Source organism: Kribbella sp. CWNU-51, assembly GCF_054073265.1.
Map to the genome: position 1 here is coordinate 41,434 of NZ_JBSXMZ010000043.1, position 20,592 is coordinate 62,025.

At 69.0% G+C, this 20,592-nt stretch carries 23 protein-coding genes; 10 read left to right on the forward strand and 13 right to left on the reverse strand.

The window, feature by feature from the left end:
* Positions 1-38 precede the first annotated feature (38 nt).
* A complete protein-coding gene (locus ACXC9Q_RS33895; RefSeq protein ID WP_457060734.1) occupies positions 39-1,034 on the reverse strand; it encodes a LacI family DNA-binding transcriptional regulator in 996 nt (331 codons plus the stop codon).
* Positions 1,035-1,271: 237 nt separating this feature from the next.
* Here ACXC9Q_RS33895 and ACXC9Q_RS33900 point away from each other — a divergent pair, with 237 nt between their 5' ends.
* The 6 genes from ACXC9Q_RS33900 to ACXC9Q_RS33925 all read left to right on the forward strand — a co-directional run bounded on the left by ACXC9Q_RS33900 (position 1,272) and on the right by ACXC9Q_RS33925 (position 6,030).
* Positions 1,272-1,493 carry a biotin/lipoyl-binding carrier protein gene (locus ACXC9Q_RS33900; RefSeq protein WP_329481155.1) on the forward strand — a complete coding sequence of 74 codons (222 nt, stop codon included), beginning with the start codon at positions 1,272-1,274 and terminating at the stop codon, positions 1,491-1,493.
* Positions 1,494-1,643: 150 nt separating this feature from the next.
* Positions 1,644-2,312, forward strand: coding sequence for an RNA polymerase sigma factor SigE (gene sigE / locus ACXC9Q_RS33905; RefSeq protein WP_457060735.1), 669 nt, complete (start codon positions 1,644-1,646; stop codon positions 2,310-2,312).
* Positions 2,309-2,920, forward strand: coding sequence for an anti-sigma factor family protein (locus ACXC9Q_RS33910; RefSeq protein WP_457060736.1), 612 nt, complete (start codon positions 2,309-2,311; stop codon positions 2,918-2,920). The genes sigE and ACXC9Q_RS33910 overlap by 4 nt, the downstream gene beginning before the upstream one ends.
* A 3-nt stretch (positions 2,921-2,923) precedes the next feature.
* On the forward strand, positions 2,924-3,979 hold the full coding sequence (locus tag ACXC9Q_RS33915) for a sigma-E factor regulatory protein RseB domain-containing protein (protein WP_457060737.1): 1,056 nt from the start codon (positions 2,924-2,926) through the stop codon (positions 3,977-3,979).
* 80 nt (positions 3,980-4,059) lie between these two features.
* The gene (locus tag ACXC9Q_RS33920; RefSeq protein ID WP_457060738.1) at positions 4,060-5,571 is read left to right on the forward strand and encodes a trypsin-like peptidase domain-containing protein; all 1,512 of its coding nucleotides are present in this window, start codon (positions 4,060-4,062) and stop codon (positions 5,569-5,571) included.
* Positions 5,572-5,691: 120 nt separating this feature from the next.
* Positions 5,692-6,030, forward strand: a complete 339-nt coding sequence (locus ACXC9Q_RS33925; RefSeq protein WP_457060739.1) for a sec-independent translocase — start codon at positions 5,692-5,694, stop codon at positions 6,028-6,030.
* A gap of 34 nt (positions 6,031-6,064) precedes the next feature.
* Here the strand turns inward: ACXC9Q_RS33925 and ACXC9Q_RS33930 are convergent, their stop codons facing one another.
* Positions 6,065-6,517 (reverse strand): hypothetical protein, encoded by a 453-nt coding sequence (locus ACXC9Q_RS33930; protein ID WP_457060740.1) that lies wholly within the window; start codon positions 6,515-6,517, stop codon positions 6,065-6,067.
* A 90-nt stretch (positions 6,518-6,607) separates the two neighbouring features.
* On the opposite strand from ACXC9Q_RS33930, the gene ACXC9Q_RS33935 reads away from it, so the two are divergent.
* Complete coding sequence (locus tag ACXC9Q_RS33935; protein ID WP_457060741.1) at positions 6,608-7,219, forward strand: TetR/AcrR family transcriptional regulator; 612 nt, start codon at positions 6,608-6,610, stop codon at positions 7,217-7,219.
* Here the strand turns inward: ACXC9Q_RS33935 and ACXC9Q_RS33940 are convergent.
* From ACXC9Q_RS33940 to ACXC9Q_RS33970, 7 genes are all read right to left on the reverse strand, one after another.
* Positions 7,193-8,293: a GNAT family N-acetyltransferase gene (locus ACXC9Q_RS33940; RefSeq protein ID WP_457060742.1), complete on the reverse strand. Its 1,101-nt coding sequence runs from the start codon at positions 8,291-8,293 to the stop codon at positions 7,193-7,195. The genes ACXC9Q_RS33935 and ACXC9Q_RS33940 overlap by 27 nt on opposite strands.
* Positions 8,294-8,336: 43 nt before the next feature.
* Positions 8,337-9,482 (reverse strand): Mrp/NBP35 family ATP-binding protein, encoded by a 1,146-nt coding sequence (locus tag ACXC9Q_RS33945; RefSeq protein ID WP_457060743.1) that lies wholly within the window; start codon positions 9,480-9,482, stop codon positions 8,337-8,339.
* Between the two features lie 77 nt (positions 9,483-9,559).
* A complete protein-coding gene (gene pspAB / locus ACXC9Q_RS33950; RefSeq protein WP_457060744.1) occupies positions 9,560-10,123 on the reverse strand; it encodes a PspA-associated protein PspAB in 564 nt (187 codons plus the stop codon).
* 17 nt (positions 10,124-10,140) lie between these two features.
* Positions 10,141-11,043, reverse strand: coding sequence for a zinc metalloprotease HtpX (gene htpX / locus ACXC9Q_RS33955; RefSeq protein WP_329481132.1), 903 nt, complete (start codon positions 11,041-11,043; stop codon positions 10,141-10,143).
* A 49-nt stretch (positions 11,044-11,092) separates the two neighbouring features.
* Complete coding sequence (locus ACXC9Q_RS33960) at positions 11,093-11,626, reverse strand: DUF1003 domain-containing protein (protein WP_457060745.1); 534 nt, start codon at positions 11,624-11,626, stop codon at positions 11,093-11,095.
* The gene (locus ACXC9Q_RS33965; protein ID WP_457060746.1) at positions 11,616-12,893 is read right to left on the reverse strand and encodes a magnesium transporter MgtE N-terminal domain-containing protein; all 1,278 of its coding nucleotides are present in this window, start codon (positions 12,891-12,893) and stop codon (positions 11,616-11,618) included. Before ACXC9Q_RS33965 ends, ACXC9Q_RS33960 begins: the two co-directional genes overlap by 11 nt.
* A 30-nt stretch (positions 12,894-12,923) precedes the next feature.
* Positions 12,924-13,451 (reverse strand): hypothetical protein, encoded by a 528-nt coding sequence (locus ACXC9Q_RS33970; RefSeq protein WP_457060747.1) that lies wholly within the window; start codon positions 13,449-13,451, stop codon positions 12,924-12,926.
* Between the two features lie 101 nt (positions 13,452-13,552).
* Between ACXC9Q_RS33970 and ACXC9Q_RS33975 the strand changes: the two genes are divergently transcribed.
* Positions 13,553-14,515 (forward strand): HpcH/HpaI aldolase/citrate lyase family protein, encoded by a 963-nt coding sequence (locus tag ACXC9Q_RS33975; protein ID WP_457060748.1) that lies wholly within the window; start codon positions 13,553-13,555, stop codon positions 14,513-14,515.
* Here the strand turns inward: ACXC9Q_RS33975 and ACXC9Q_RS33980 are convergent.
* Positions 14,512-15,126, reverse strand: a complete 615-nt coding sequence (locus ACXC9Q_RS33980) for a VOC family protein (protein WP_457060749.1) — start codon at positions 15,124-15,126, stop codon at positions 14,512-14,514. The two genes, ACXC9Q_RS33975 and ACXC9Q_RS33980, sit on opposite strands and share 4 nt — an antisense overlap.
* Positions 15,127-15,167: 41 nt before the next feature.
* Positions 15,168-15,824, reverse strand: coding sequence for a peptidylprolyl isomerase (locus ACXC9Q_RS33985; RefSeq protein WP_329481122.1), 657 nt, complete (start codon positions 15,822-15,824; stop codon positions 15,168-15,170).
* A 120-nt stretch (positions 15,825-15,944) separates the two neighbouring features.
* Here ACXC9Q_RS33985 and ACXC9Q_RS33990 point away from each other — a divergent pair, with 120 nt between their 5' ends.
* Both ACXC9Q_RS33990 and ACXC9Q_RS33995 read left to right on the forward strand, forming a co-directional pair.
* Positions 15,945-17,390 carry a serine/threonine-protein kinase gene (locus tag ACXC9Q_RS33990; RefSeq protein ID WP_457060750.1) on the forward strand — a complete coding sequence of 482 codons (1,446 nt, stop codon included), beginning with the start codon at positions 15,945-15,947 and terminating at the stop codon, positions 17,388-17,390.
* Positions 17,391-17,517: 127 nt separating this feature from the next.
* Entirely contained in the window at positions 17,518-18,708 is a 1,191-nt protein-coding gene (locus tag ACXC9Q_RS33995; RefSeq protein WP_457060751.1) for an acyl-CoA dehydrogenase family protein, read from the forward strand.
* Positions 18,709-18,786: 78 nt separating this feature from the next.
* On the opposite strand, the gene ACXC9Q_RS34000 is transcribed toward ACXC9Q_RS33995, so the two are convergent.
* Positions 18,787-19,272 carry a hypothetical protein gene (locus tag ACXC9Q_RS34000; protein WP_457060752.1) on the reverse strand — a complete coding sequence of 162 codons (486 nt, stop codon included), beginning with the start codon at positions 19,270-19,272 and terminating at the stop codon, positions 18,787-18,789.
* A 192-nt stretch (positions 19,273-19,464) separates the two neighbouring features.
* Positions 19,465-20,574: a magnesium and cobalt transport protein CorA gene (locus tag ACXC9Q_RS34005; protein ID WP_457060753.1), complete on the reverse strand. Its 1,110-nt coding sequence runs from the start codon at positions 20,572-20,574 to the stop codon at positions 19,465-19,467.
* Positions 20,575-20,592: the final 18 nt, after the last annotated feature.

A 20,592-nucleotide genomic window follows, 5' to 3' on the forward strand; every position in this document is an offset into this window, starting at 1 on the left:
TTCTCCCGTCCTGTGTCGGGGGGACAGGGAGGAGAACGTCAGACCGTCTCCGCGATGACGAGTTGAGGTACCACGTACTGGATGCCGGGCTCGGGGTCGGGTTCGAGCAGGCGGGCCGCGACCTGGCGGCCGATCTCCTCGAGCCCGACCTCGATCGTGGTCAGGTGCCGGCTGACGCGCTGGTCGTGCATCAACTGCTCCCAGTTGTCGACGCCGATCAGTGCCACGTCACCAGGAACCTGCCGGCCACTCGCCCGGACGACGCGCTCGGCGCCCCGGGCGATCGCGTCACTGCCACAGAAGATCGCGTCGACGTCGGGTGCCGCGGCCAGGACCTCGCGAGCGGCCTCCTCGCCCCAGCTCTCCCGCCAGCGGCCGAAGCCGACCGGCGTCACCCAGTCGAGTCCGGCGTCGGCGAGGACCTGGCCGGCACCCACGGCCCGGCGCTGCGCGGCGTTGTCGTGCGGCTCGGCGGTGATGTGGGCGATCCGGCGGCGGCCGGTCGACAGCAGATGGGTCGCCGCGAGCCGTCCGATCGCGGTGTCGTCAGAGGTGATCGTGACGTCGTCCGGGTCCTCGGTGAAGGTGAAGGCGTAGATCACCGGTACGTCGAACCGGCTGGTGAGCGACAGGGTCGGGAACGACGTGCCGGTGCCGATCACGATCACGCCGTCGATCCGGCGGGCCCGCAGTTGCAGGATGCTCTCGGTGACGTCCTGCTCGTCGATCCGCGCGTCGTAGAGGAGGATGGCCTGCTCCATGGCGCCGAGCTCGGTGGCGGCGGTGGCCAGCACGACCCGGGTGAACGGGTTCGAGGCGCGGTGGGTGAGCACACCGATGGTCTGGCTCCGGCCGCGGGCGAAGGACCGGGCCAGCGCGTTGTGCCGGAAGCCGAGCCGGTCCGCGGTGACGCGGACGTGCTCACGGGTCGCCGCCGAGATCCGATCGGTGCCGTTCAGGGCTTTGGACGCCGTCGACAGCGACACCCCTGCGGCAGCGGCCACGTCGGACAGGGTGATCAGCTGGTCGGCCACTCCGTCATCCTAGTCAGCTTCGAGCTGTTGAAAGCAGCCTCGCCGGGTGGTCTGTGCACGCGTGGCGGTGGTCTCCGGTTGAGCTGGCCGGGACACCGGCCGGCGCGACGGGTCAGGGCGGTCGGGTAGCGGGCGGATGACCCGGTGTAGGTGACCTGGAACTGCCCGGGGCACCTACGCCGATGCGGAGTGGCGCGCCTAGGATCGGGGCGGGACATCCGACCGGAGGAGTACGAGTTGAGTCACACCGTGGTGGCCGAGCTGGTGGCCAATGTGCTGAAGGTCACAGCCAAGGCCGGCGACACGGTGGGGCCGGAGGACACCCTGGTCATCCTGGAGTCGATGAAGATGGAGATCCCGGTGCTGGCCGAGGTAGCCGGCACCATCGTCGAGCTGAGGGTGGTCGAGGGCGAAGTCGTCCGCGACGGCGACCCGATCGCGGTAATCGAAGAGAAGTGATTCAACCGAAATGGCCGCCCACGCGTCTTTACCTATGAGGGCACCGGCCGGGAACTTCCGGCCGGGGCGTCGCGTTGAGCCGTCGTACGACGAACTCAGGGTTCAACCCGGGTTCTCCCGACGTGCGCAGAGGACGGTGACCGCGGCACCATGGCCTTCACGCTTATTGCCGAGAGGACCCTGGGAGGCGTTGCGGTGAAGCCGCTCGACACCCCGACGGTGCCTGCGCCCCAGCCCGTTCCGGACGCGCTGCCCTCGTGGGACGAGATCGTCCGCACGCACTCCGCCCGCGTCTACCGGCTGGCGTACCGGCTGACCGGCAACAAGCACGACGCCGAGGACCTGACCCAGGAGGTCTTCGTCCGGGTCTTCCGCTCGCTGTCGTCGTACACCCCGGGGACCTTCGAGGGCTGGTTGTACCGGATCACCACGAACCTGTTCCTGGACGGCGCCCGCCGCCGGCAGCGGATCCGTTTCGACGGCCTGCCCGACGACGCCCACGACCGGCTCCCGGCCAAGGGCGAGGGCCCGGCCGAGAAGCTCGACTCGGACCTGTTCGACCACGATGTGCAGGACGCACTGGACGCGCTGCCGGAGGACTTCCGCGCCGCCGTCGTGCTCTGCGACATCGAGGGCATGACGTACGACGAGATCGCCGACGTCCTGGATGTGAAGCTCGGCACCGTCCGCAGCCGGATCCACCGCGGCCGGTCGATGCTGCGCAAGCACCTCGAGCACCGGGCGCCACGATCCGGGCAGACCCGGGTCGGCGGTCCGCCCGCCGACGGACCATTGATCGGTGGAGGTGAGCACCGATGACCCTGCAGCATCCGATGGACAAGCTCAGCGCCGTCGTCGACGGCGAACTCGACCACGACTCCCGGGACAAGGTGCTGAGCCACCTGGTCGGCTGCGACACCTGTCGCGCCGAGGTGGACGCGCAGCGCCGGCTCAAGGCCCGGATGGCGGCCCTGGAGCAGCCGGACCCGTCCACCGACCTGATGCAGCGCCTGATGGGCGTCCCGTCGTTCTCCCCAGAGCCGCGTGAGGAGGTCCGTCCGGTGCTCACGCCGGCGGTCACGCTCTTCCCGCAGCGGTCCGCGTTCCCGGCCGGGCGCTCAGGTGGCACCCGGCCGGGCGCCCCCCGGACCACGCGCTCCCGGCGGCGCACCGGCGTACTGGGCGCGGCCGGCTCCGCTGCCGCGGTCGCATCCCTGCTCGGTACGGCGTTCGTCGTCGGAGACCCGGCCCGATCGGAGCAGCCGCCCGCGCTGCAGCCGCCGGTCGCGAGCTTCTCGTCCGACCACGCGAGCATGACGGGCGGAGCGCCGTTCGCCGACCCGGTCGCGCTGCTGAACTCCTACAACGGGACTGGGTACGCAGGGCTGAGCCCGACGCTCCAGCCGGTGGCCCTGACAGGACGCTGACCCGTGAGCCTGTCCCGGCTCGCCGTACTGGTCAGCACAGCTCTGATCGGCTTCGGCCTGCCCACGCCCGCCTTCGCGACACCCGGTGTCTCGCGTGCGGACTCGCCGACGGCGATCAGCTGGCTGAAGAAGGCAGCCGCGGCGCCCAACCGGGTTTCGTACCACGGCACGCAGATCATCACCGCGTGGGGGCCACAGGGCGCGAGCTCGGCCATGCTCGACATCGTGCACGCGGCCTCGCAGGGCTCCGAGATCAGCCTGGTCGGCTCGTCGTCCGCACCGGGCGCCAAGGCGTTCGTGCAGCGCGCGACGACCACGGGAGCGGCGATCGACGGTGGACCGCTGACTCTGCTGCAGGCGACGTACCAGCTCGTCTACAAGTGCTGCACGGACACCATCGGGCGGACCGCCGTACTGGTGGAGGCCTTGCGGGACGACCAGACGCTGGCGGCCAGGTTCTGGATCGACACGGCGACCGGACTCCTGCTGCAGCGGCAGCTGTTCAGCGTGGACGGGAAGACGATGGTCCGGGCGACGGTCTTCACCGAGCTGGAGATCGAGGACTCGGAGTTCCTCGGGCACCTGCCGCCGATGGTGCCCAACGGGGTCGAGTCGATGGGCATGGGCAAGGTCGGCGACCTGCGCTCGGCGGGCTGGGTCTGCGCCCCGGAGCTGCCCGCGTCGCTCACGCTGTACGACGTCCACAAGGACACCAGCAACGGGTCACTGCAGTTCTCGTACTCCGACGGGCTGTTCAACGTCTCGCTCTTCGAGCAGCGGGGAGCGCTGGATCCGGCCGCGGTCGCCGGGTTCAGCAGCACCGAGAACCCGGGTGTCTACCTCCGCTACGGGATGCCGTCGTACGTCGTCTGGTCGTCCGGAGGAATCGTCTACACGCTGATCGGGGATCTGCCGCCGGACATGCTCGGCCAGGTGGTCCGCGCGTTCCCGCACGACGTGCCCGTGAAGCTCACCGCCGTCCAGCGAATGGGCACCGGGCTGGCCAAAATCGCGACCTGGCTCACTCCGATGGGTGCGCTTGCCGGGAAACTGGGATAATCGAATCTGGACGTGCCTCTCGGTCACCCCGAGCAGGGGCCTCCGACCGACGACCACGACGATGACGTGAGGCGGGCACCGTGACCAGCGACGACGCCGAGCCGACAGTTCCGAACCCTGCGACCGCGGAGCCGACCGCGATCCTGCCCACCAACGGCACGCCCCCCGCTGGTCCTCCTGCCGGTTCATCACCCCTGACCGCACTCACGCCGCCGACGCCGGCCGCGGGGAACGCACCGATCCCGCCGCCGGGCAGTGACGCGGCGTATCGGCAGACCAACGGACGCTCCGTGACCCAGCGCAGCTTCGGCAGTCCACCCGGACGCGACGAGCTGTCTCAGAAGGCCGGACGCGATGAGCTGTCCCAGAAGATACGAGCGCAGGAGCCGACCTTCCGGCCGGTGTACCCGGGTCAGGCGTGGCCGACGCAGCAACCGGCGTACCGGCCGACGTACACACCGCCGCCACCGCTCGACTGGCACCAGCAGCAGGCCCGTGCCTACACGCCGGCCCCGCCGCCGAAGGCCAACCGGGTGATCACCATCGCGGCGGTGGTCGCGCTGGTGATCGGGGTGATCGCCGGAGCCGGTGCGGCCGCGACCGTCGTCACCCTCGACAACCACGGCACCCCGGTCGCCGATCAGCCCAACACGCCGGTAGGCACCGGCACCGACCCGAAGATCCGGACCGGATCCGTCTCCGCGGTCGCCGCCACCCTGTTGCCGAGTGTCGTCCAGTTGAAGGTCCAGGGCGCCGACGGCTCCGATGCCACCGGGTCCGGGTTCGTGATCGACAACCTCGGGCACATCCTGACCAACAACCATGTCGTCGCGGCCGCGGCGAGTGGCGGCTCGATCCAGGTCGTGACCCAGAGCGGCAAGAACTCGACCGCACGGCTCGTCGGCCGGTCCCCGGCGTACGACCTGGCCGTCGTCCAGGTGGTCGGCCTGGACGCGCCGTCGGTGCAGTTCGGCCGGTCGGACCTGGCCATCGTCGGGCAGGACGTGGTCGCGATCGGCTCGCCGCTCGGGCTGGCCGGCACAGTGACCTCGGGGATCATCTCGGCGAAGAACCGGCCGGTGACCACGGGCGACAGCGTGGACCAGACGTCGTACATCAACGCGCTGCAGACCGACGCGGCGATCAACCCGGGAAACTCCGGCGGACCGCTGGTCGACATGAACGCGCGGGTGATCGGGGTGAACTCCGCGATCGCGACCGTGCGTGGTTCGGAGGAGCAGAGCGGGAACATCGGGCTCGGGTTCGCGATCCCGATCGACCAGGCCCGGCGGACCGCGCAGCAGTTGATCGCGACCGGCAAGGCGTCGTACCCGGTGATCGGGGCGAGTGTGGACATGACGTTCGAAGGCGGGGCCCGAGTAAGCGCGGTGAGCACGGGTTCCCCGGCGGCGAAGGCCGGGTTGCGGGTCGGTGACGTGATCACGTCGATCAACAGTCAGGCAGTGGACTCCGCCGAGGTGCTGATCGTCGCCATCCGGACGCATCAGCCGGGGGAGAGCGTCCGGATCATCTACGAGCGCAGCGGGAAAGCCCGGCAGGTGAACCTCACCTTGGCTCAGCAGATCGGCTGAGCTTCACTGGTACGGCGGGACGCGTGAGGCTGACCCGGCAGGCGGCGTGACCGGACTGCGGATACCCTTGTCGGCGTTGGGAATGTGGGCTGGAACGACGATGTACAGAGAGGTGGGGACATGTTCGGCATCGGGCCGCTGGAGCTGGTCGTGATCGCGATCGTCGCCGTACTCGTCTTCGGCCCGGACCGGCTGCCGGAGTTCGCGCGGACCGCGGGCCGGTTGTTGCGTCAGGTCCGCCAGATGGTCACCACCGCGCAGAACGACCTGCGCAACGAGCTCGGCCCGGAGTTCGCCGACCTCGACCTGCAGGACCTGAACCCGAAGAACTTCGTCCGCAAGCACCTGCTCGAGGGCACCGACGACCTCGACGACAAGGCGGTCGCCGACTTCAGCGATTCCGCCCCGCAACGCCTCCCGGCCGGCCAGAAGCCGCCGTACGACCCCGAGTCGACCTGACCGGCTAGGGCGTGTCTGATGGTCCAGACACGCCCTAATCGCGCCGGAAGAGCAGCGCGACGGCGACGACGCCCGCGACGGCTGGTAGCAGCGCGAGAGTTCCCCACAGCGCCGGGAAGATGCGGACTCCGTACTCGGAGGACGCCAGCAGGAGCGCGGCGAGGCCTGCGGTGAGCAGGACGACGAGCACGCCCAGGGTCGCGGCGATCCGCCGGTTCGCGCGGGCGACGCCTACCACCAGGAACCACAGCAACGCGTCGACCACGGCGACGCCGTACACGAGGCCGTAGAGCAGGCCCGCCGACGGCTGCTTGCCGTACGAGGCGTAGGCGGTGGTGGCGTGGTCGATGAGGGTGCGGCTGCCGGTCTGGTCTGCGATCGCGGCTGCGGCCAGGACGATCGAGAGCACCACGGCGAGCAACGCCGTACGCCGGCCTCCGCTTGCCTGCGTGTCGACCCGTGGATTTTCAGATAGTGACTGTCTCATGCAAGTGACTGTACGAACGCGTCTCTCTCAGCGTCAAGAGTTTTAGACAGTGACTTGCTGAAGCGTGGGACTGTCTCTTAGGGTGCCGCTATGGCTACCGGACTGCGGGAACGCTGGCGTGTGAAGGCGCGGCGCACCATCCAGGAGTGCGCGCTCGACCTGTTCGACGAGCGTGGTTTCGCCGCGGTCACGATCGAGGAGATCGCCGCCGCGGCCGAGGTCTCGCCGTCGTCGGTCTACCGCTACTTCGGCACCAAGGAGGGGATCCTGGTCGCCGACGAGTTCGACACCATGAGCCAGGAGGCGCTGGAGGAGATCCTCGATCTCAAGGATCCCGTCGGCAGCCTGGTGCAGATCGTGCTCAGGTACGAAGCGGCACCTGACGACAGTGAGACCTCACGGGCCGAGCGGAGCCCCTGGCGCCGGGTGCGCTACTTCTTCCAGGAGCCATCGGTCCGGATGGCCGCCTGCGCCGCCCTGGACCGCGCCGGCCAACGCATCGCGCCTCTGATGGCGCGCACCGGTGAGTTCACCGAGACCCAGGCCCGTGTGGCCGCGAACGCCTTGGTCTTCGGCTACTTCGCCGCTCTGGAGCAGTGGTACGTCGAGGGCGGCGACCACCCGATCGCCGACTACGTCGAAGACGGCCTGACACCCCTACGCACCATCTGGTCTTCAGCTGGAGAGGTCGGCGGCCAGTAGGTCGTAGGTGACTTTGCCGTCGAGGTGGGTGGAGAGGGGGAAGGCTTCGCGTTCGGTGCCGGTCAGTTGGAAGCCCGCCTTCTCGGCGGTGCGGCGGGCGGCTGTGTTGCTGGCGGCCGTGCGGATGAACAGCCTCCGGCCGCCGAAGCCGCCGGCGTCCTCCGCGGCGAAGTACCACTGCGCAACCCGCGCGACAGCCTCGGCCATCACGCCCCGGCCCTGCGCGTCGGGATGCAACCAGTAGCCGAGCTCGCCGTCCCGCACCTGGTCGCGATGGATCCCGAACAGGGTGAGGTTGCCCAGACCCTGGTCCGTCTCGGCATCGGCCACACACCAGTTGAACCTGCGGCCGGCGGCGGCCTGCTCGGCCATGTCCCTCAACCAGAACCGCGCGTCCTCCGCGGTGAACGGCTGCGGGATGAACGGCAGGAAGTGAGCGGTCGCCTGGTTGGTGCGAGCGGTCGTGATCCGCGGGATCTCGTCTTCACGCCAGGTGCGCAGCCGCAACCGTGACGTCTCCAGGATCGGGTGCTCGTACCACGGCTGTCGCGGCCTGCGGGGATCGTTCGGCCCGATCCAGGCCGTCCATGCATCGACCCGGCGGCCGCTTTCCTCGGCCAGCGCGGGGATCGTCTCACCGAGGTGGAACCCGGTCGCCCAGGCGACCCGCCGCGACGGCCAGTTGCCGACCCGCGCCCACCAGTGGACGACGTGAAACCCGCAGGTGGTGAAGCCGAACTCCAGCAGCAGCCGCACCGCCCGGCTCGCCACGCCGGCGCCTCGAGCCCATTCCGACAGGCTGTAGTGGATGCGTGCGTTGCCGTTGCTGTCCGGCTCCAGCGCGGCGGAACCGGCGTACCGGCCCTTGTACTCGACGATGAAGAGGAGCCGCTCGCGCTTCGCCCAGGCTTCGACGATGCCGTAGCCGATCCAGCGCCGCGCGTCGTCCTCGTTGAAACCGCGGCCCGGGTCCTCGCGTTGGCGGTCGATCTGGCCTTGCAGGTCGTCGGGTCGGGGAGCCCGCAGCGTGACCACGCCGTCGGTCAGGACCGGATGCTCAGCAGGAATCGGCATCCGGCCAGTCAACAACCCCGCAGGGTCTCGACAACAGGCAGGGTCAGCGGCCGACGGGGGACAGGCCGAGTTGGCGGCCGAGGAGGCCGCGGGGGCGGCCGCCGAGCTTCGCGGCGATCTGGTCCAGGATCTGCGCGGCCGGGGTCTCCGGATCAGCGGCGACCAGCGGGTTGCCCAGGTCGCCACCACTGCGCAGGCGCTCGTCCAGCGGGATCTCGCCGAGCAGGGGGATGTTGTAGCCAAGCCGTGCGGACAGTGTCTCCGCGACCCGCGTCCCGCCGCCGGAGCCGAAGATCTCGATCCGGTGCTCGGGACCACAGTGCGGGCAGGGCAGGTACGACATGTTCTCGACCACGCCCGCGACCCGCTGGTGCACCATCTGCGCCATCGTGCCGGCCCGCTCGGCCACCTCGGCGGCGGCCTCCTGCGGCGTCGTCACCACGATCACCTCGGCGCTGGTCAGCCGCTGGCCGACCGAGATCGCGATGTCGCCGGTGCCCGGCGGCAGGTCGAGCAGGAGTACGTCGAGGTCGCCCCAGTAGACGTCCGCCAGCATCTGCACCAGCGCGCGGTCCAGGATCGGGCCGCGCCACGCGACCACCTGGTCCCGCTTCGGCTTCAGCATGCCGATCGAGATCACCTTCACGCCGTGCGCGGGCACCGGCATGATCATGTCGTCCACGGCAGTCGGCCGCTCGTCCGCGACGCCGAACATGGCTGGCACCGAGTGCCCGTAGATGTCGGCGTCCAGGACGCCGACCGAGAGTCCCTGCTGGGCCAGCGCGACCGCAAGGTTGACCGTCACCGACGACTTGCCCACGCCGCCCTTGCCGGACGCGATCGCGAACACGTTGGTCAGCGAGTCCGGCCGGGAGAACGGGATCTCCTTCTCCGCCACGCCGCCCCGCAACTGCGTCTGCAGCGCCGCCCGCTGCTCGGCCGACATCACGCCGAGGTCGATCTCGACCCCGGTGACGCCGTCGAGTTTGCTGACCGCGGCCGTGGTGTCGCGCCGGAGCGTGTCCTTCATCGGACAGCCGGCGACGGTCAGCAGGATCCGTACGGCGACCACGCCGTCTTCTCGCACGACGACGGACTCGACCATGCCCAGATCGGTGATCGGCTTTTTGATCTCCGGATCCAGCACACCACCGAGCGCCGTGGTCACCTGATCAGCAGTGGGAGCCATACCCCAAGGCTACGTGCTCCCCCGAACCCGCCCGACCACCGTCCGTGTGACGTACCTCCAGGAAGGCGACCCTTACCTCACAGGCCAGGGGCACCGTAGACGGGGAACCAGCGGGCCAGGTCTTGTTCGAGGCGGAGGTCGGTGGCCAGGAGGGACTTGATCTGGAGTTCGGCGGCGTTGTCGCGGCGGTCCTGGCCGGTGGGGGCGAACGGGTACCAGGAGCCGCGTTTGTACAGGTAGACCAGGCCGAGTGACTGGCTGCCGTTGGTGAAGGCGACCAGGGTGCAGAGCAGAGCGGAGCCGAAGCCGGCGTCGACCAGGGACGTGTTCACGCCGTGCAGATCGGTGACGAGGCCCTCGATGTTGTCGGGAGTGGTCTGGCGGACCAGCCAGGTGAAGCCGAAGGAGTCCGTGTGGCTGGTGAACTTGCCGTCGTCGAGGGCGAGCAGCTTGTCGACCTCCTCGCGCAGCGTCGAGAAGCCACCGCCTTCGGCCGCCTTGAAGCAGACCGAACCGCTTCCGGTCGGACGGAAGCCGGCCGCGGTCTCCAGGGTGATCGCGGCCGACGGAAGCGAGAACAGCTGATCGAGGTTCGGCGGGACGGCTTTGCTCCGGCCGAGCAGGATGTCGAGAAGGCCCATAGGTCGAGGGTATGTCGCTAGGCCTGCTCGCCCAGCTCACGCGACAGCACACCGAGCCGGTCGAGTCGCTTCTCGAGCGGCGGGTGCGTGGAGAACAGCGACGACAGGCTCCCGGCCTTGCCGGAGATCGCCGGCGCGAAGAAGAACGCGTTGAACGCCTCCGCCTGGCGCAGGTCCCGCGACGGTATCCGCGCGATGTCCCCACTGATCTTCGTCAGCGCGGACGCCAGTGCGGACGGTCTCCCGGTCAGCATCGCGCCGGCTCGGTCCGCCGCGAGCTCGCGGTACCGCGACAGTGCCCGGGTGAGCACGAACGAGATCGCGTAGACGGCGATCGAGACCGCGATGATGGTCAGCATGACCAGCGCGGCGTTCTGGTCCCGGTTGCCCCGGCCGAGGCCGCCGTACAGGCCGAAGCGGGTGATCAGGCCGGCGAGCACGCCGAGGAACGACGCGATCGTCATCACGGCGACGTCCCGGTGCGCGACGTGCGAGAGCTCGTGCGACAGCACGCCCTCGAGTTCGTCGGCGTCCAGGCGGCGCATGATGCCGGTCGTCACGCAGACGACCGCCTTGTTCGGGTTGCGGCCGGTGGCGAACGCGTTCGGCAGGTCGACGTCGGCGATGGCGACCCGCGGCTTCGGCATGTCGGCCAGCGCGCACAGCCGGTCGATCGCGCCGTGCAGCTGCGGAGCCTCCTCCGGGGTGACGATCCGTCCGTGCATCGCATACAGAGCGATCCGGTCGGAGAACCAGTACTGCGCGAACAGTGCGCCGCCCGCGATCACGATCGCCAGTACGGCGCTCTTCGTCAGCGCGATCAGCAGCGCCACGAAACCGACGTACAGCAAGCCGAGCAAGAAGCTCGTGATGATCATCCGGCTGGACAGCCCACGGTCAGGCGCAAATCGAGTCTTCATCCCACGTCCTTCCTCACCTGACAACGAGCGTAGCTCGGGTCCGAAGGGCTCAAACCCGGTCGTCCTCACGGCTCTTCAGGTCCAGATCGGCCAGCAGCGAGCGGAGTTCGGAGCGCAGGAAGTCCCGGGTCGCGACCTCGCCGACGGCCATCCGCAGCGACGCCATCTCCCGGGCCAGGAACTCCATGTCGGCGCGGGTCCGGGCGTCGACATCGCGGTCGCGCTCGTACTCGACCCGGTCGCGCGCCTCCTGCCGGTTCTGCGCGAGCAGGATGAGCGGAGCGGCGTACGACGCCTGCAGGCTGAGCGCCAGGGTGAGGAAGATGAACGGGTACTCGTCGAACCGCCAGTTCCCCGGCGCGAAGATGTTCCAGACGACCCAGAACAGGATCGTCGCGGTCATGTAGACCAGGAACCGCCCGGTGCCGAGGAAGCGGGCGATCCGCTCCGACAACCGCCCGAACGCGTCCGCGTCGTAGGCATTCCGCCGGACGATCGTGCGGCGCAGCTCGCGGGGGATGTCCAGGCGGTTGGTGCTCCGGAGCAGGCGGCGGTCGTCGGAGCTACGGTCGTCACGGGGCATCGTGGTCCACCTCCTGCTGTTCTTGCTCACGGTCCGGTTCGTCGCGCCAGTCGTCGGGCAGCAGATGATCGAGCACGTCGTCGACGGTGACCGCGCCGAGCAGCCGGCCCTCGTCGTCGAGCACCGGTGCCGCGACCAGGTTGTACGTCGCCAGGTACTTGCTGACCGCGGTCAGGCTGTCGTCCGGCCGCAGTCCGTCCAGATCGGTGTCCAGTACGGCGGTCACCAGCTCGGACGGTCGTTCGCGGAGCAGCCGCTGGATATGACCGACACCGATGAACCGTCCGGTCGGAGTCTCCAGCGGTGGCCGGCAGACATAGATCATCGCGGCCAGCGCCGGACTGAGCTCCGCGTTCCGCACATGGGCGAGTGCGTCCGCCACTGTGGCGTCGGCCGACAGGATGACCGGCTCCGAGGTCATCAGTCCGCCGGCCGTTCGCTCCTCATAGGTCAGCAGTCGCCGTACGTCCTCGGCTTCGTCCGGCTCCATCAGCGTCAGCAGCCGCTCCGCGGTTTCCGTCGGCAGTTCGGCGATCAGGTCGGCAGCGTCGTCCGGTGACATCTCCTCGAGCACGTCCGCGGCGCGCTCGGTGTCCAGACCCGCCAGGATCTCCACCTGGTCGTCGTCGGGCAGCTCCTCCAGGACGTCGGCCAGGCGCTCGTCGTTCAGCGCGGCCGCGATCTCCTTGCGTCGCTTGGGCGACAGGTCGTGCAGGACGCCGGCCAGGTCGGCGGCCTTCATCGACTCGAACGCCGCCAGGATGTGCGTCGCGCCCTGCCCCTCCTCGATCTGTGCGAAGCCCTCGACGTCACTCCAGTCGAGTACGTGCGTCTGTCCGCGCCGCCGGAACCGTTTGGCGCCCTCCCGCACCGCAACCTTCGACAGCACCCAGTCCCGGGTCCGCCACTGCTCCATGGCCATGTCGAACACCACTGCGGTCGTACCGGTCTCGCGGATGGTGACAGTGCGGTCCAGCAGTTCGCCCAGCACCAGCACCTCGGTCTGACGCTGCTCGAAGCGCCGCATGTTGACCAGACCGGTCGTGACCACGTGTCCGACGTCCACGGACGTCACCCGGGTCATCGGCAGGAAGATCCGGCGCCTGGTGAACACCTCGATCACCAGCCCGAGTACCCGTGGCGGTTGGTTGCCCTGGCGCATCATCGCCACGACGTCGCGGACCTTGCCGACCTGATCCCCGTTCGGGTCGTACACCGGGAGACCAGTCAGCCGGGCCACGTAGACGCGCGACGGTGATCCGCTCATGCTCGAAGGCTAACCCGCCGCACCCTGAACTCAGCTGAGGCGAGGGCGGCGGCGGATGCGGCGGTGCAGAGTGATCGGCGCCTTGCCTCTCGTTGTGGCCGTCGTGCCCACTGGTGCCTCGGCCCGCGGACGGTCGTCGTACCGGCCGACTGCCTCGGTGATCTCCCCAGTGGGCTCCAGGACGAGCAGATCGGCCTCCGTCTTCCAGCGCTCGAGCTGAGTGTCCAGACCGGCCGCGTTCAGCCGCTCTGTCCGCAGCACCTGGGCCGCGGCCGTCCACTCCTCGCTGCCCGGGTCCAGTCGTCGTACCGTCGCCTTCCAGCTCGCCAGCCGGTTGGTGGCCGGCTTGGCCGGTACGACGACCTCCGCCGAGCCGGCCGTGGCCAGTCCGGGCAGTGGCTGCTCGGCGCTGTCGGCCGCATCCGCGAGTACGACGTACTGGCCGTCGACCGTGGCGAACCACGCGGGGGCCGGCCGGCCGCCGTTCCACGACAGCCAGACCAGTCCGGCCTTCTTCATCACGGCCGCGATCTCGGTCACAGCCTCCTCGGTCGTCACGGGACCAGACTGTCACAGTGAGCGATGTCACCGGGCGCGGCGCGAGGCTTTCGCCGTACGCTGCGGGTGACCGGTGAGTAACCGACGAGAGGGACACGGTGATGGCGGAGCAGGTCTTGCGCAGCAGGCGGTCGTGTCTGGCGACTCCCGGGTCGAACCCGCGGTTCCTGGCCAAGGCGAAGGGACTCGATGCCGACCAGGTGTTCCTCGATCTGGAGGACTCGGTCGCGCCGATCGCCAAGGTGGACGCGCGCAAGAACATCGTCGCCGCGCTGAACGAGGGCGGCTGGGGGAGCAAGGTCCGCGTCGTCCGGGTGAACGACTGGACCACGGAGTGGACCTACGCGGACGTGATCGAGGTCGTCTCCGGCGCCGGCGCGAACCTGGACTGCATCATGCTGCCGAAGGTGCAGACCGCCGAGCAGGTGGTCGCGCTCGACCTGCTGCTGACCCAGTTGGAGAAGGTGCACGGGTACGAGCCGGGCCGGATCGGCATCGAGGCGCAGATCGAGAACGCGCTCGGCCTGATCAATGTGAACGCGATCGCCACCGCCTCGCCGCGGGTGGAGACGATCATCTTCGGGCCGGCCGACTTCATGGCGTCGATCAACATGAAGTCGCTGGTGGTCGGCGAGCAGCCGCCCGGGTACGACGTCGGCGACGCGTACCACTACATCCTGATGCAGATCCTGATGGCCGCCCGCGCACATGGGAAGCAAGCGATCGACGGTCCGTACCTGCAGATCAAGGACGTGGACGGTTTCCGCCGCGTCGCGGGCCGCTCGGCCGCGCTCGGCTTCGACGGCAAGTGGGTCCTGCACCCCGACCAGATCGCCGCCGCCAACGAGGTCTACTCCCCGCGCCAGCAGGACTACGACCACTCCGAGAACATCCTCGACGCCTACGACCACTACACCTCCGCGGCCGGCGGCGCCCGCGGCGCGGTGATGCTCGGCGACGAGATGATCGACGAGGCGTCCCGCAAGATGGCCCTCGTCATCTCCGCCAAGGGCCGCGCCGCCGGCATGACCCGCACCGACGTCTGGCAACCACCGGCCGACTAACCGACCTGAGCCATGATCGCCAGCAGGTGACCGTCGGGGTCGGGGAAGAACGCCATCCATTCCTCGACCCCGTTGTCGTGCTTGTGGATCAGGTGCGGCGCGTTCTCGAATTCCACGCCGCGTCCGCGCAGTTCGTCGTACGCCGTCTGGATGTCGTCCACCTGGAAGTAGAGGATCGACGGGTCGCCGGCCGGGCCGTCGTTCGCGCTGAGGAACAACCGCGTCCCACCGCAGTCGAAGAACGCCAGATCCCCGAACGTGTAGAGATGCCGCAGCCCCAGGACCTTCCCGTAGAAGTCGACTGCGGTCTGAATGTCGCTCACCGGGCGCGCGATCTGCCCGATCGCACCTAGCTGCACAGCCATGTCCGGCACTCCTTGTCGTCGCAGGGCGCTGTCGGCGGGTACGCCGCGCCAGGTCCGGAGCTCGGCCCGGCGCTCCAGGCCGAGCTTCATCAGCGCGTTGGCGACGTGGAACTTCACCGCGTCGACGCTGACTCCCCGCCGCCGCGCAATCTCCCGGTTCGGCATCCCGTGCCGCACCGCGTCCACCACCTGCCACTCGGCGGGCGTCAGTACGTCGGGATGCCGCGGCCGTCCACGTGTACCCACGACCTCAAGCTAGCGCCGACGACACCGAATTACCCTCCCCCTCAGAAGGTCCAGACCTTGTAGATCCGGATCGGCTTGACCGGGGGCCCGTCCTGGTCGGGGTCGGCGATGCCGGCCGCGACCATCCGGTCGAAGGTGGACATACCGGCGATCACGTGGCCGAGAACGGTGTAGTTCGGGGCGATGTTGGCGAACGAGTGCACCACGAAGAACTCGGACCCGTTGGTCCCCGGTCCCTGGTTGCCGTAGGCAACAGTTCCGCGCGGGTACGTCTCCTGGCCGGTGACCTCGTCGGGGAACTTGTACCCCGGTCCGCCTTCCTCCTGACGGTAGATGTCACCGCACTGCAGGACGCCCAGCCGGGACGAGTTCGTCAGCCGGAAGCACTGCGTGCGGTCGTAGAACCGGCTCTTCACCAGGTGGACGAAGTTGTGTACGCCGCAGGGCGCGTTGGCGCGGTCCATCCGGACCACGAACGGTCCGTAGTTGGTCAGGAAGTACACGTCGACCGTGCCCTTGGCGCGAGCCGTCGCGGACGGGATCCGCACCGGCTTGGCCGCCGGGTTCTCCGGCGTCGGCGTGAACTCGCACTTCGTCACCGGCCGCGGATGACCTGTGGGCGCGGCGGAGGCTGTGGTCGTGGTCAGCGTCGCGGCGACCAGGGTGGCCGCGATCAGGGCGGTGAGTGATCGCTTCATCTGCTCACGGTAGTACTTCGGTTGCTCTGTGCAGAGGTTCTGCAAGCTTTCGGTCCAGAACTCGCTCTCAAGCGCATGCGTTGCCTAAGGTGTTGCGGTCCGCTGCGGAAGGTGTGGTGTGTGAACGGCGAGATACTGGCAGGGCGCTACCGATTGCTGACCCTGCTGGGCAGGGGTGGTGCCGGTGAGGTCTGGCAGGCCGAGGACACGGTTCTCGCCCGCCAGGTGGCGGTCAAGCTGCTGCGCCGGCTCGAAGGCGACCCGATGGACGCGGTCGAGCGGTTCCGGGCAGAGGCCCAGTCGGCCGCACGGCTGACGCACCCGAACGTCGTTGCGACGTACGACGTCGGCAACGAGGGCGAACACGTCTTCCTGGTGATGGAACTCGTTTCCGGTCCGGATCTGGCCCAGCTGATGCGTACTGCGGGCCTGCCGACGGCAGAGCTGGTCACCGACATCGCCACCCAGGGTGCACGGGCTCTGGACGCCGCTCACGCTGCCGGGATCATCCACCGCGACGTGAAGCCGGCGAACCTGCTGCTGGCCCCGGACGGCACGCTCAAGATCACCGACTTCGGCATCGCCAAGCGCGCGGGCAACGAGACGACCGCACTGGGCGTCCTGCTCGGTACGGCGTCGTACGTGTCGCCGGAGCAGGTCCGTGGCGGGCCCGCTACCCCCGCCAGCGACTGGTACTCCTTCGGCTGCGTGCTCCACGAGCTCCTCGCCGGTACGCCGCCCTTCACGGGCCCGACCGCCGACGCGGTGATGCGCCAGCACCTCGACGCACCCCCGCCGCCTGTGACGCGTACCGACGTACCGCCGGAGCTGGCCAACCTCATCACTCACCTGCTGGCCAAGGAGCCGGCGGACCGCCCGTCGTCTGCGGCCGATGTGGCCCGGCTGCTCACGCCGTCCGCCCAAACGCAGGTGCTGGCCTTCACACCCGCTGCAGCGCCGGAAGACGTGATCGGCGTGGGCACCTGGGAAGACGAGCCGGCCGAGACCGGCACGCACCGGGCGCCGCGGCGACAGTTCCCGTTGGTCAAGGTGGGTGTGGCCGCGGCGGTCGTGCTCGCTGCGATCTCCGGGGGACTGCTGCTGCGTGAGGGCGTGACGAACGACCCGCCGGCGCAGGCTGGTGGGACACCGTCCGCACCGGTGCAGAAGGTGGCCGCGCCCAAGACGACTCCGAAGCCCACACCGACGCCGTCGAAGACTCCGTCCAAGAAGCCGACGCCCAAGCCGACTCCGACGGAAACGCAGCACCAGAACCCGCAGGCGGCGCTGGTGCAGTCGTTGCGAACGCTGGCCGCGCAGGTGCGGGCGACCCAGCAGGGAAGCCGGAGCAGGGCTCCGCGGGACGCCGCACGCGAGCTCGACCAGGCCGCGGAGGCGCTGGACCACGGTGACACCGACTCCGCGGCCAAGCACTTCTACTCCGCCCGGCAGCGGCTGATCGAGGCGCAACAGCACCACCGGTGGCAGGCCACCCCGCAGATCGCCGCCTTGTTCTCCGTCGTCAGCAGCACGTTGCCCCGGCCGGACGGCAACAACAACGAGTGAGCCACGCGACCTTCGGTAGGTGGCCGGTGTCACAGCGGGTGTCACCCTCGTGCCGGGATGCTGAGAACCGCGATACTCGCGGGTAAGGCCAACCCCAATCGATGCAGGCTGACCGAAGGAGCCGGGGATGAGCAGGTTGCAGCAGACCGACGGGCTGACCGACATCCAGGAGGAGATCCTGAAGACGGTCCGCGCGTTCGTCGAGGCGGAGATCCTCCCGGTCGCCACCGAGCTCGAGCACCGCGACGAGTACCCGACCGAGATCGTCGAGGGCCTCAAGGAACTCGGCCTGTTCGGCCTGATGATCCCGGAGGAGTACGGCGGACTCGGCGAATCGCTGCTCACCTACGCACTGTGTGTCGAGGAGATCGCCCGCGGCTGGATGAGCGTGTCCGGCATCATCAACACTCACTTCATCGTCGCGTACATGCTGCTCCAGCACGGCACCGACGAGCAGAAGCAGAAGTACCTGCCCCGGATGGCGACCGGTGAGGTCCGCGGCGCGTTCTCGATGTCCGAGCCCGGCTGCGGCTCGGACGTGGCCGCGATCAAGACCAAGGCGGTCAAGGACGGTGACGCGTACGTCGTCAACGGCCAGAAGATGTGGCTGACGAACGGCGGCTCGTCGAACCTGGTCGCCGTACTCGTGAAGACCGACGAGGGGCAGGACTCGGTCTACAAGAACATGACCACGTTCCTGGTCGAGAAGGAGCCCGGGTTCGGTGAGGTGGACAAGGGCCTCACGATCCCCGGCAAGATCGAGAAGATGGGTTACAAGGGCGTCGACACCACCGAGCTGGTCTTCGACGGCTACCGGATCGACGCCGGCCAGATCCTCGGCGGCGTACCGGGCAAGGGCTTCTACCAGATGATGGACGGCGTCGAGGTCGGCCGGGTGAACGTCGCCGCCCGCGGGTGTGGGGTGGCGCGGCGGGCGTTCGAGCTGGGGATCTCGTACGCGCAACAGCGGGAGACCTTCGGCAAGAAGATCGCCGAGCACCAGGCGGTGCTGTTCCGGCTGGCCGACATGGCGGTCAAGGTCGAGGCGGCGCACGAGCTGATGGTGAAGGCGGCGCGGAAGAAGGACAGCGGCTCGCGCAACGACTTCGAGGCCGGCGTGGCGAAGTACCTGGCCAGCGAGTACTGCTCGCAGGTGGTGGAGGACTCGTTCCGGATCCACGGGGGCTACGGGTTCTCCAAGGAGTACGAGATCGAGCGGCTGTACCGGGAGGCGCCGATGCTGCTGATCGGCGAAGGTACGGCGGACATCCAGCGGATGATCATCGGCCGCCGGCTGCTCGAGGACTACAAGCTCTGAGACCGGCCGGCACGCTGGGCCGACGGGCGGGGCGGTGCCAGTCGGCGTCCAGCGTGCGGCGGGGCAGGGTCTAGGCCGTCACCCGGGCAGCTCCGTCGTCGTACACCCGGACACCGCGGCCTCCAGCGCCGCGGCCCGGGTCGAGCCGAGGAGTGAGCCCAGGGGGTCACTCATCGGCGCGGACTCCATCGACGCCTGCCGCAGGATGCCGGGCGCATGCTGGATCGGGTACACCAGAACCGGTTTGAGCTCTGGGTCCCTCAGCTTCGTCGGCACCTGCCAGCAGAACGCCGACGGCTGTAACTCGATCCCCCTGCCATCGAGGTACAGGTCTCGGTCGTTCATGTCGAGCACCTGCAGCACCGGGGCCACCCACCGGACCCGCGGGTGCAGTGCGGAGAGCAGCCGGTCCACGCCGTGCCGGGCCAGTGCCTCCCCGCGGTGCGCGTGCATGTGCAGACTGAGCAGCACCTCCCACAGCGGGGCGGGATGGGTGGCGACCGTGACCCGGGCCAGATCACGGGGAGTGAAATGAATACGGAGCACGATCCGGCCCTCCCTCATCTACGAACCGCCCACGACATCCCCAGTGCCGTCGGTCGCAGAATGTGGCGGACTGCTGACCGAACGCGATGGCCGCATTCAATCAAGGCCGCTGTTCGATCCACAACCGTTTGAACATTCCAAATGAGCGGGACTCGCGGCCATGGCATAAGGTTGCCAACCGACCCATCAGGCGGTAATGGACGTCCGGACTCAGAGCCAGTGGTTTCGCTTGAACAGCCGGTAAAGCACGGTGCACGCGGTCAGCATCACGCCGAGGATCACGAAGTACGCGTACTTGATGCGCAGCTCCGGCATGTAGTCGAAGTTCATCCCGTAGATCCCGGCGATCACCGTCGGCACCGCCAGGATCGCTACCCAGGCCGAGATCCGCCGCATGTCCTCGTTCTCGGCCACCTGCACCTGGGCGAGCCCCGCCTGCAGGATCGAGCTGAGCAGCTCGTCGAACGAGATCACCTGATCCTTGACCCGCAGCAGGTGGTCGTCGACGTCGCGGAAGTAGTTCCTGGTCTCGTCCGCGATCAAGGGGTGCCTCAGCGTCGACAGCGTCCGCATCGGCCCGGTCAGCGGCGCCACCGCGCGCTTCAGCTCCAGCACCTCGCGCTTGAGCTGGTAGACCCGGTCGATGCTCCGCCAGCCACGTGGGGTGAACATGGCTGTCTCGATCGTGTCGATATCGGCCTGTACGGCGTCCGCGACCTCCAGGTACCGGTCCACCACATGGTCCGCAATGGCATGCAGTACGGCGCCGGGTCCGAGGGACAGGCGTCCCGGCTGCTTCTCCAGCTCCTGCCGCAGGCCGGCCAGCTCACTGTGCTCACCATGGCGGACCGTGACGACGAAGCTCGGCCCGCAGAACACCATCACCTCGCCCGTCTCGACCACTTCGCTGGTGGCGGTCAGATCCTCGTGCGGGACGTACCGGACCGTCTTCAGTACGGCGAACAGCGTGTCGTCGTACCGCTCGAGCTTGGGGCGCTGGTGCGCCTCGGACGCGTCCTCCAGGGCCAGTGGGTGCAGACCGAACTCCTTGCCGATGATGGCCAGCTGGCGATCGTTCGGCTGGAAGAGGCCGATCCACACGAACCCCTGGCCCCGCCGGGCCCGGGCCAGCGCCTCGGTGTAGGAGTTGATCCGGTCGTCGCGGTGTCCGTCGCGGTAGAAGCCCCAGTCGACCAGGGCGCCGTCCAGCTTGCCGCTGGCGACCAGGTCTCCCCGGGCCGGGCCGTCACCGGCCGCACGCCGGGCGAAGACTCGTCCCATCCGGCGTGTCGCGCCCGTGTCCCACCGTCGCCCGGCCATCACCGGCGAGGCTATCAA

Coding starts and splice junctions, on each gene's coding strand:
- ACXC9Q_RS33995 (WP_457060751.1), top strand. CDS start 17,518: ATGAGCAGGTTGCAGCAGACCGACGGGCTGACCGACATCCAGGAGGAG.
- ACXC9Q_RS33960 (WP_457060745.1), bottom strand. CDS start 11,626: ATGCCCCGTGACGACCGTAGCTCCGACGACCGCCGCCTGCTCCGGAGC.
- ACXC9Q_RS34005 (WP_457060753.1), bottom strand. CDS start 20,574: ATGGCCGGGCGACGGTGGGACACGGGCGCGACACGCCGGATGGGACGA.
- ACXC9Q_RS33935 (WP_457060741.1), top strand. CDS start 6,608: ATGGCTACCGGACTGCGGGAACGCTGGCGTGTGAAGGCGCGGCGCACC.
- ACXC9Q_RS33945 (WP_457060743.1), bottom strand. CDS start 9,482: ATGGCTCCCACTGCTGATCAGGTGACCACGGCGCTCGGTGGTGTGCTG.
- ACXC9Q_RS34000 (WP_457060752.1), bottom strand. CDS start 19,272: ATGAGGGAGGGCCGGATCGTGCTCCGTATTCATTTCACTCCCCGTGAT.
- ACXC9Q_RS33965 (WP_457060746.1), bottom strand. CDS start 12,893: ATGAGCGGATCACCGTCGCGCGTCTACGTGGCCCGGCTGACTGGTCTC.
- ACXC9Q_RS33940 (WP_457060742.1), bottom strand. CDS start 8,293: ATGCCGATTCCTGCTGAGCATCCGGTCCTGACCGACGGCGTGGTCACG.
- ACXC9Q_RS33930 (WP_457060740.1), bottom strand. CDS start 6,517: ATGAGACAGTCACTATCTGAAAATCCACGGGTCGACACGCAGGCAAGC.
- ACXC9Q_RS33975 (WP_457060748.1), top strand. CDS start 13,553: ATGGCGGAGCAGGTCTTGCGCAGCAGGCGGTCGTGTCTGGCGACTCCC.
- sigE (WP_457060735.1), top strand. CDS start 1,644: ATGGCCTTCACGCTTATTGCCGAGAGGACCCTGGGAGGCGTTGCGGTG.
- htpX (WP_329481132.1), bottom strand. CDS start 11,043: ATGAAGACTCGATTTGCGCCTGACCGTGGGCTGTCCAGCCGGATGATC.
- ACXC9Q_RS33925 (WP_457060739.1), top strand. CDS start 5,692: ATGTTCGGCATCGGGCCGCTGGAGCTGGTCGTGATCGCGATCGTCGCC.
- ACXC9Q_RS33910 (WP_457060736.1), top strand. CDS start 2,309: ATGACCCTGCAGCATCCGATGGACAAGCTCAGCGCCGTCGTCGACGGC.
- pspAB (WP_457060744.1), bottom strand. CDS start 10,123: ATGGGCCTTCTCGACATCCTGCTCGGCCGGAGCAAAGCCGTCCCGCCG.
- ACXC9Q_RS33985 (WP_329481122.1), bottom strand. CDS start 15,824: ATGAAGCGATCACTCACCGCCCTGATCGCGGCCACCCTGGTCGCCGCG.